This window comes from Aeromonas sp. QDB63 (assembly GCF_027707425.1).
Taxonomy (GTDB): Bacteria; Pseudomonadota; Gammaproteobacteria; order Enterobacterales; family Aeromonadaceae; genus Aeromonas; species Aeromonas caviae.
The window spans coordinates 22,494-29,477 of record NZ_JAPCIS010000042.1 but is presented as its reverse complement, the minus strand read 5'-3'; the positions used below and the strand labels follow the sequence as shown (position 1 = coordinate 29,477).

Here is a 6,984-nt window from a genome sequence, read left to right as displayed (position 1 = left end):
TGCGCGAGCAGCTATCACCCAGTAATGGGAATCCCCCTCCTGTGACGCGAAGCGCTAAGGTGGGGGAGGATGTCAACAAGGTTTCCGGATCTACCTTAGGCCATCGGCACATCAACCGATCATCACGACCGAACTCTGGTCTGACAGAGAGTGCTTACACCTGAGGAAAGAACAATGAAAAAGACAGCATTGACGATGGCCATCTCCAGCCTGCTGCTGGCCGGTGGTGCACAGGCCGCCAACGTTTACGATCAGAATGGTACCAAACTGGACATCGGCGGCCGCGTCAACGGCATGTACTACGGCACCGATGACAACGCCACCGAAGGCGATGCCAGCTACCTGCGTCTGCACATCGCAGGTGAAACCAAGGTTGACGAGGATCTGACCGCGTTCGGCTTCGCCGAGTACAACCTGCCGGTCTCCGGTTCTGACAACGACGAGCTGCGTTACGCCTATGCGGGCATCAAGCACGATCGCTTCGGTGCCTTCAGCTACGGCCGCCAGGACGGTCTGTTCACCAAGGCGGTGAACAACTACACCGACGTGCTGCCGGAGTGGGGTGGTGATGGTCTGGGCAAGGACACCGAGGTGTTCGGCACCGGTCGTACCAACGGCCTGGCCCAGTACATGTACAACTGGCAGGGGCTGACCCTGGGTGCCCAGTTCACCGGCAACAACGACCCGCAGAACGCGAGCCGCAGCGAGCGCGTCGGCCCGAACAGCACCTGGAGCCCGAAAGGTTCTTCCGAGGGGTATGCCCTCTCTGCCAACTATGACTTCAACATGGGCCTGAGCCTGGGTGCCGCCTACAACCAGGCTGGCAAGACCGACGAGCAGGCCGAGAACGTGAGCTTCGGCGGCGACAACGACGCCAAGCTGTTCGGGGTGGGCGCCAAGTATGCCGTCGGCAACCTCTACATGGCCGCCACCTACTCCCACGGTGAAGATCACCTCTTCGTGGACACCGGCTCCATGCGCGGTTACGCCGAGAAGATGGATGGCTACGAAGCGGTCGTGCAGTACAACATCACGCCGAAGTTCAAGCCCTCTCTGGCCTACCTGCGTACCGACGTGAAGGACAGCGCTCACGGCATCGATGACACCGCGACCGAATACGTCTCCGTGGGTGCCTGGTACAACTTCACCGACAACTTCAATGCCTACGTGGACTACAAGATCAACCTGCTGGACGAAGTGGGTTCCACCGGCAAGAACAGCCTGAACAAGTCCACCGACGACATCGTCGCCGTGGCCCTGCAGTACAACTTCTAAGTCGTCCCAGACGCACTGCACATCCCAGGACCGGCCCATGTGGCCGGTCTTTTCGTTGCTGGCGGACCGCGCTGGATGACAAGAGCGGCACGCCGGGGTTCAGCAATGGCCCCGTGTGGTCGATACCCTTGTTGTCGGGGCCGGTGCGTGGCTGTGCTTGCCATGAGGCAGTGATGGGGCGATGATCACGCCCCGTGGTCAAGATCCTATCTTTCCTCGACGCTTTTCATTATTTCTATATAGGCTTGCGGTGTCCCGACAGGGAAAGCGGGGCTGGTTGGCATGTCGCAGCTCCGGTGCGGGGCAATTTCGGGAAATGGACGTAAGGGCGTTATATGGCGAGCATATTGGATTCAGTGGATCAACGTACCCAGCTTGTAGGGGAGAATCGCCTGGAACTGCTGATGTTCCGTTTGGGTGCCCAGCAACTGTTTGCGATCAACGTCTTCAAGGTGCGGGAAGTGGTCAAGCTGCCCCATCTGAACAAGATGCCGGGGTCCCACCACAACATCAGCGGCGTCGCCAACATTCGCGGCGTCTCCATCCCCGTCATCAACCTGCGCGGTGCCATCGGGATGCGTCCCATGGTCATCGATCAGGAGTCCAACCTCATCATCACCGAGTACAACCGCACCATTCAGGGATTCCTGGTGGGGCAGGTGGCCCACATCGTCAACATGACCTGGAAGGACATACTGCCGCCGCCCCGTTCGGCGGGTCGTGCCAACTACCTCACCGCCATTACCCGCATCCCGGAAGGGGGGGTCGACCAGATTGTCGAGATCATCGACGTGGAGAAGGTGCTGGCGGAGATCATCACCTATGACGTGCGCATCTCGTCCGAGGTGCTGGACGAGGAGATCCTGCCCCAGATGCAGGGACGCCGGGTGCTCATCGTCGATGACTCCAGCACGGCCCGCAACCAGGTGCGCGAGACCCTCGCCCAGCTCGGGCTCGAGGTCATCGAGTGCCAGGACGGCTTGCAGGCCCTCAAGTTGCTCAAGGGGTGGTGCGATGCGGGCAAGAAGGTGACCGACGAGATCATGCTGATGATCACGGACGCCGAGATGCCGGAGATGGATGGTTATCGCCTGACTCACGAGGTGCGCAGCGATCCGCGCATGTCCGATCTCTTCATCACCCTCAATACCTCCCTGAGCGGCAACTTCAACGAGGCCATGGTCAAGAAGGTGGGGTGTGATCGCTTCATCTCCAAATTCCAGCCCGACTTGCTGGTGGACGTGGCACAGCAGCGGATGCGGCAGATCCTGGGCCGTTGAACCCGGCACGCCGAACCATGAAAAAGCCCCCGCCATGCGCAATGCTGTTCACTTAAGAGAATTTGAGTTCCAGTCCACGTAGTATCAGGGCTAAAAAAATGAGGGAGGCATGATGCCTCCCTCTTTCTATTGCAAGCCACGCTGGATAAAGGCTGAAGGAACATCGACTGGAAACAGCCTTGCTCCCCCAACTCAAGTCGCATTTATGAATAATTAGTCAAAAATGTGCTTATCTGAACAGCATTGCCCGCCATGCGGGCAATGCTGTTCACTTAAGAGAATTTGAGTTCCAGTCCACGTAGTATCAGGACAAAAAAGCGAGGGAGGCATGATGCCTCCCTCTTTCTATTGCAAGCCCCGCTGGATAAAGGCTGGAGGAAGATCGACTGGACACAGCCTTGCCCCCTCAACTCAAATCCAATTTATGAATAATCAGTCAAAAAAGTGCTTATCTGAACAGCATTGCGCCATGCGGGGGCTTTTTGCTGGGCAAGGGGAAGGGCCAGGGGCCCGGCCACCGGGCTACTGAGTCAGCAGAGGCTCGACAAAGCGGGCGACCTTGTCGCGGATCCGGGGCTGGGCGGTGGCCGTCGGGTGCAGTCCATCGTTCATCATGAGTTCAGGGCGCAGCACAATATCATCCAGAAAGAAGGGCATCAGCGGTAGGTCGTTGGCCTTCGCAAGATCCGGGAAGATCTGCTCGAACTGTTGCAGATAGCGCGCCCCATAGTTGCGGGGCAGCAGGATCTGGGTCAGCACCGTCTTCGCCTGGTGCGCCCGGGCGAGCTCGATCATCTTGGTCAGGTTGGCCCGGGTGATGGCGGGAGCAAAGCCCCGCAGCCCGTCGTTGGCGCCGAGTTCGATCAACACCCAGTCCGGTTTGTGGGTTTCGAGCAGAGCGGGCAGGCGGGCCAGGCCGCCCTGGGTCGTTTCACCGCTGATGCTGGCATTGATGAGGGTGTGTTCTCCCCCCTGCTGCTGCCACTTTTCATTGAGCAGGGCAGGCCAGCTCTGTTCGGCCTGCATCTGGTAGCCGGCACTCAGGCTGTCGCCCAGTACCAGCAGGGTCTGGGCCTGGACGGACGCTGCCCAGCAGCACAGGCAACTCACGGCAAACAAGAGACGCATCATGCAGTCAACTCCCACGTTCTATTGTCATTACAGGTTCAGGCAAACAGGATACCCAAGATGAGTTCAACGCCCATTATCGCCGTCAGGGGGCTCGGTAAAACCGTTCGCCTCGGTCAGGAAAGCCTCACCATCCTTGAAGGGATCGATCTGCAAGTCAATACCGGCGAGACGCTGGCGCTGGTCGGTGCGTCCGGTTCCGGCAAGTCCACCCTGCTCGGTTTGCTGGCCGGTCTCGATCTGCCGAGCAGCGGCGAGATAGAGATCCTCGGCCACTCCCTCACCCGGCTGGACGAGGAGGGACGCGCCAGGCTGCGGGCCGAGCAGGTGGGGTTCGTGTTCCAGTCGTTCCTGCTGCTGCCCACCCTGAGCGCCCTGGAAAACGTCATGTTGCCGGCCGAGCTGCGGGGGGAGACCGACAGCGAGCCCCGTGCCCGGGAGCTGCTGGCCCAGGTCGGTCTGGGAGAGCGGTTGCACCACCTACCGCCGCGCCTCTCCGGCGGCGAGCAGCAGCGGGTCGCCATTGCCCGTGCCTTCATGACCCGCCCCAGCCTGCTGCTGGCGGACGAGCCCACCGGCAACCTCGACAGCAAGACAGGGGAGACGGTGATCGAACTGCTGTTTCGTCTCAACCGCGAGCACAACACCACCCTGGTGGTGGTGACCCATGACCATGAGCTGGCCCAGCGCTGCCAGCGGCAGCTGGTGATGTCAGCCGGGCGGCTGGAGGCACAGGCTGTCATGGCGGCCAGGGTGGGAGAGCTGTCATGAGTCAGTGGAGACAGAGCTGCACCAGGGGATCGTTGGCAGCAGCATGGACGGTGAGGGAGGCGTCATGAGTCAGTGGCGACTGGGATTGAAGCTGCTGCGCCGGGAAGGGTTCAGCGGCGAGCTGCGCTGGTTTGTGCTGGCGCTGGCGCTGAGCGTCGCCTGCGTGCTCAGCGTGGCTCTGGTGGCGGATCGGCTGGACGTGGGGCTCAAGGCCTCCGGGCGGGATTTCATCGGAGGGGACAGGGTGCTGCGCTCCGCGACGCCGGCACCGGCAGAGTGGCTGGCGCAGGCGCATCAGGAGGGGCTGGCCGTGCAGACCACGGTCAGCTTCAACAGCATGCTGTTTCACGGTGATACCCTGCAACTGGCCTCCATCCGCGCCGTGCCCGGGGATTTTCCCTTCTACGGCAAGCTGGAGCTCACTCCCCAGCGCGCCCCGGCGCCCGGCGAGATCTGGCTCTCCGCCAGGGTGATGCAACTGCTCGGCGCCAAGGTGGGGGAGGCACTCGAGGTCGGCAACACCCGGCTGACGGTGGCAGGGGAGCTGGGCCAGGAGCCGGATCAGGGGTTCAGCCCCTTCCAGATGGCGCCAAGGGCCTTGATCCACAGCGCCGATATCGAGGCGACCGGGGCCCTGCTGCCGGGCAGTCGCCAGCAGTGGCGCTATCTCGTCAAGGGGCCCCGTGACGCCATCGCCCGCTATGAGGCCTGGCTCAACACCAGGCTGAGCGCCGGGCAGAAGCTCGTCAAACCCGACGATCAGGGTACCCAGGTGGGGAAATCCCTGGGCAATGCCGAGCGCTTCTTCCGTCTGGCATCCCTTGCCGGCGTGCTGCTCGGCGCCCTGGCCATGGGGATAGCGGTGCGCCATTTCGCCGAGCGCCAGACCAACATGGTGGCCCTGCTCAAGACCCTGGGGGCCTCGCGGCGCACCCTGTGGCAACTGATGGGCACCCTGCTGTTCTCCCTGACCCTGGTGGGGGCCCTGATGGGGCTGGTGGCGGGCAGCGCCATGCAGTGGCTGACCCTGAACCTGCTGGGGGATCTGCTGCCTGCGGATCTGCCGCCCCCCTCCTGGCGACCCTTCGCCCTGGGCCTTGCGGTCGCCTTCTTCATCACCCTGATGCTGGCGTTCGTCCCCTTCCTGAGGCTGCTCAAGGTACCGCCGCTGCGGGTGCTGCGCCGGGAGCTGGAGGCGGGGATCCCTCCCTGGCTGACGGTGCCCGTGGGGCTCATCGGGCTGTTTGCCCTGGTGTGGGGCTTTACCGCCGACATCAGGCTGGCCTGCGGGCTCATCGGCGGCATGGGGGTGTTGATGGCGCTGCTGGCCCTGCTCGCCTCCGTGCTGCTGCGTCTTGGCAGTCGGCTCAAGGGGCCCCATGCCCTGCGCCTGGCCATCAATCACCTCTCCCGTGAGCGGGGCAGTGGTCTGTTCCAGCTGGCGGGTTTCGCCCTGGCCCTGATGCTGTTCGGGCTGCTGTGGGCGGCGCGGGTCGATCTGCTGGAGGATTTTTCCACCCGGTTGCCTGCCGACGCCCCGAACCGCTTCCTGGTCAATGTGGCGGACAGCGAGCGGGAAGGGATCCTGGCCGATCTGCACCGGGCCGGGGCCATCACCTCGGACTTCTACCCCATGGTGCGCGGGCGCCTGACCCGTATCGCTGGTGAGGCGGTGGGGGAGGATGCGGCGCGGGAGGGGGTGGACAGAGAGCTCAACTTCACCACCACATCGGCCCTGCCCGCCGACAACAAGGTCACTGCCGGTCAATGGCTGGCCGGCAAGGGGGAGGTCTCCGTCGATGAGGCGCTGGCGGGACGGCTCGGCATCGCGCTCGGAGACGTGCTCGGCTTCACCATAGAGGGGCGGGCGTTCGAGGCCAGGGTGACCAGCCTGAGGTCCATCAAGTGGGACAACATGAGGCCGAACTTCTACATGATCTTCTCGCCGGACGTGCTGGCCCCCTTCTCCCAGACCTGGCTCGGCAGCTATCGTCTGCCGCCTGAGGGGCGAGGGGCAGAGGTGGAACTCATCCGCCGCCACCCCACGGTGAGCCTCATCGATGTGGAGGATCTGATAGGCCGCCTCACCCTGGTCTCCGATCAGGTGAGCCGCGCCCTGGGGTTGATGCTCGGGCTGGTGACGGTAGCCGCCCTGCTGGTGCTGCTGACCCAGACCCAGGCCGGCATGGCCCATCGGCGCCGGGAGCTGCTGCTGATGCGCACCTTGGGGGCGGGCAGCGCCCTGCTCGAGAAGATGCTGCGCTGGGAGCTGGTGGCGAGCGGTGCCCTGGCAGGGCTCTGCGCCGCCATGGTGGTGGAGCTCTGCTCCTTCGGTCTGCAGTGGTGGTGGGAGGGAGCGCAGTGGCAGTTCCACTGGGCCATCTGGGCTGCACTCCCCCTGCTTGGGGCCGTGCTGGTGACCCTGGCTGGACAGGGCATGCGCCGCCAACTGCTGGCGGGTACCCTGAGCGACCGGCTCAGGGGACTGGGGCAGGGGCTGCTCTGATGGCTCGACACATCCCGACCTCGG

5 protein-coding genes are annotated in these 6,984 nt (G+C 63.3%); 4 read left to right on the top strand and 1 reads right to left on the bottom strand.

Annotation, left to right across the window (positions count from 1 at the left end):
• The first annotated feature begins 174 nt into the window (after nucleotides 1-174).
• On the top strand, nucleotides 175-1,275 hold the full coding sequence (locus PG879_RS18765; protein WP_039040188.1) for a porin: 1,101 nt from the start codon (nucleotides 175-177) through the stop codon (nucleotides 1,273-1,275).
• A gap of 335 nt (nucleotides 1,276-1,610) precedes the next feature.
• Nucleotides 1,611-2,555, top strand: coding sequence for a chemotaxis protein CheV (locus PG879_RS18760; RefSeq protein ID WP_103858195.1), 945 nt, complete (start codon nucleotides 1,611-1,613; stop codon nucleotides 2,553-2,555).
• Between the two features lie 522 nt (nucleotides 2,556-3,077).
• On the opposite strand, the gene PG879_RS18755 is transcribed toward PG879_RS18760, so the two are convergent.
• Nucleotides 3,078-3,686: an arylesterase gene (locus PG879_RS18755; protein WP_103858194.1), complete on the bottom strand. Its 609-nt coding sequence runs from the start codon at nucleotides 3,684-3,686 to the stop codon at nucleotides 3,078-3,080.
• Between the two features lie 57 nt (nucleotides 3,687-3,743).
• Here PG879_RS18755 and PG879_RS18750 point away from each other — a divergent pair, with 57 nt between their 5' ends.
• Nucleotides 3,744-4,454, top strand: a complete 711-nt coding sequence (locus tag PG879_RS18750; RefSeq protein ID WP_042016058.1) for an ABC transporter ATP-binding protein — start codon at nucleotides 3,744-3,746, stop codon at nucleotides 4,452-4,454.
• A 64-nt stretch (nucleotides 4,455-4,518) separates the two neighbouring features.
• Nucleotides 4,519-6,960, top strand: coding sequence for an ABC transporter permease (locus tag PG879_RS18745; RefSeq protein ID WP_103858202.1), 2,442 nt, complete (start codon nucleotides 4,519-4,521; stop codon nucleotides 6,958-6,960).
• The last annotated feature ends 24 nt before the right edge of the window (nucleotides 6,961-6,984 follow it).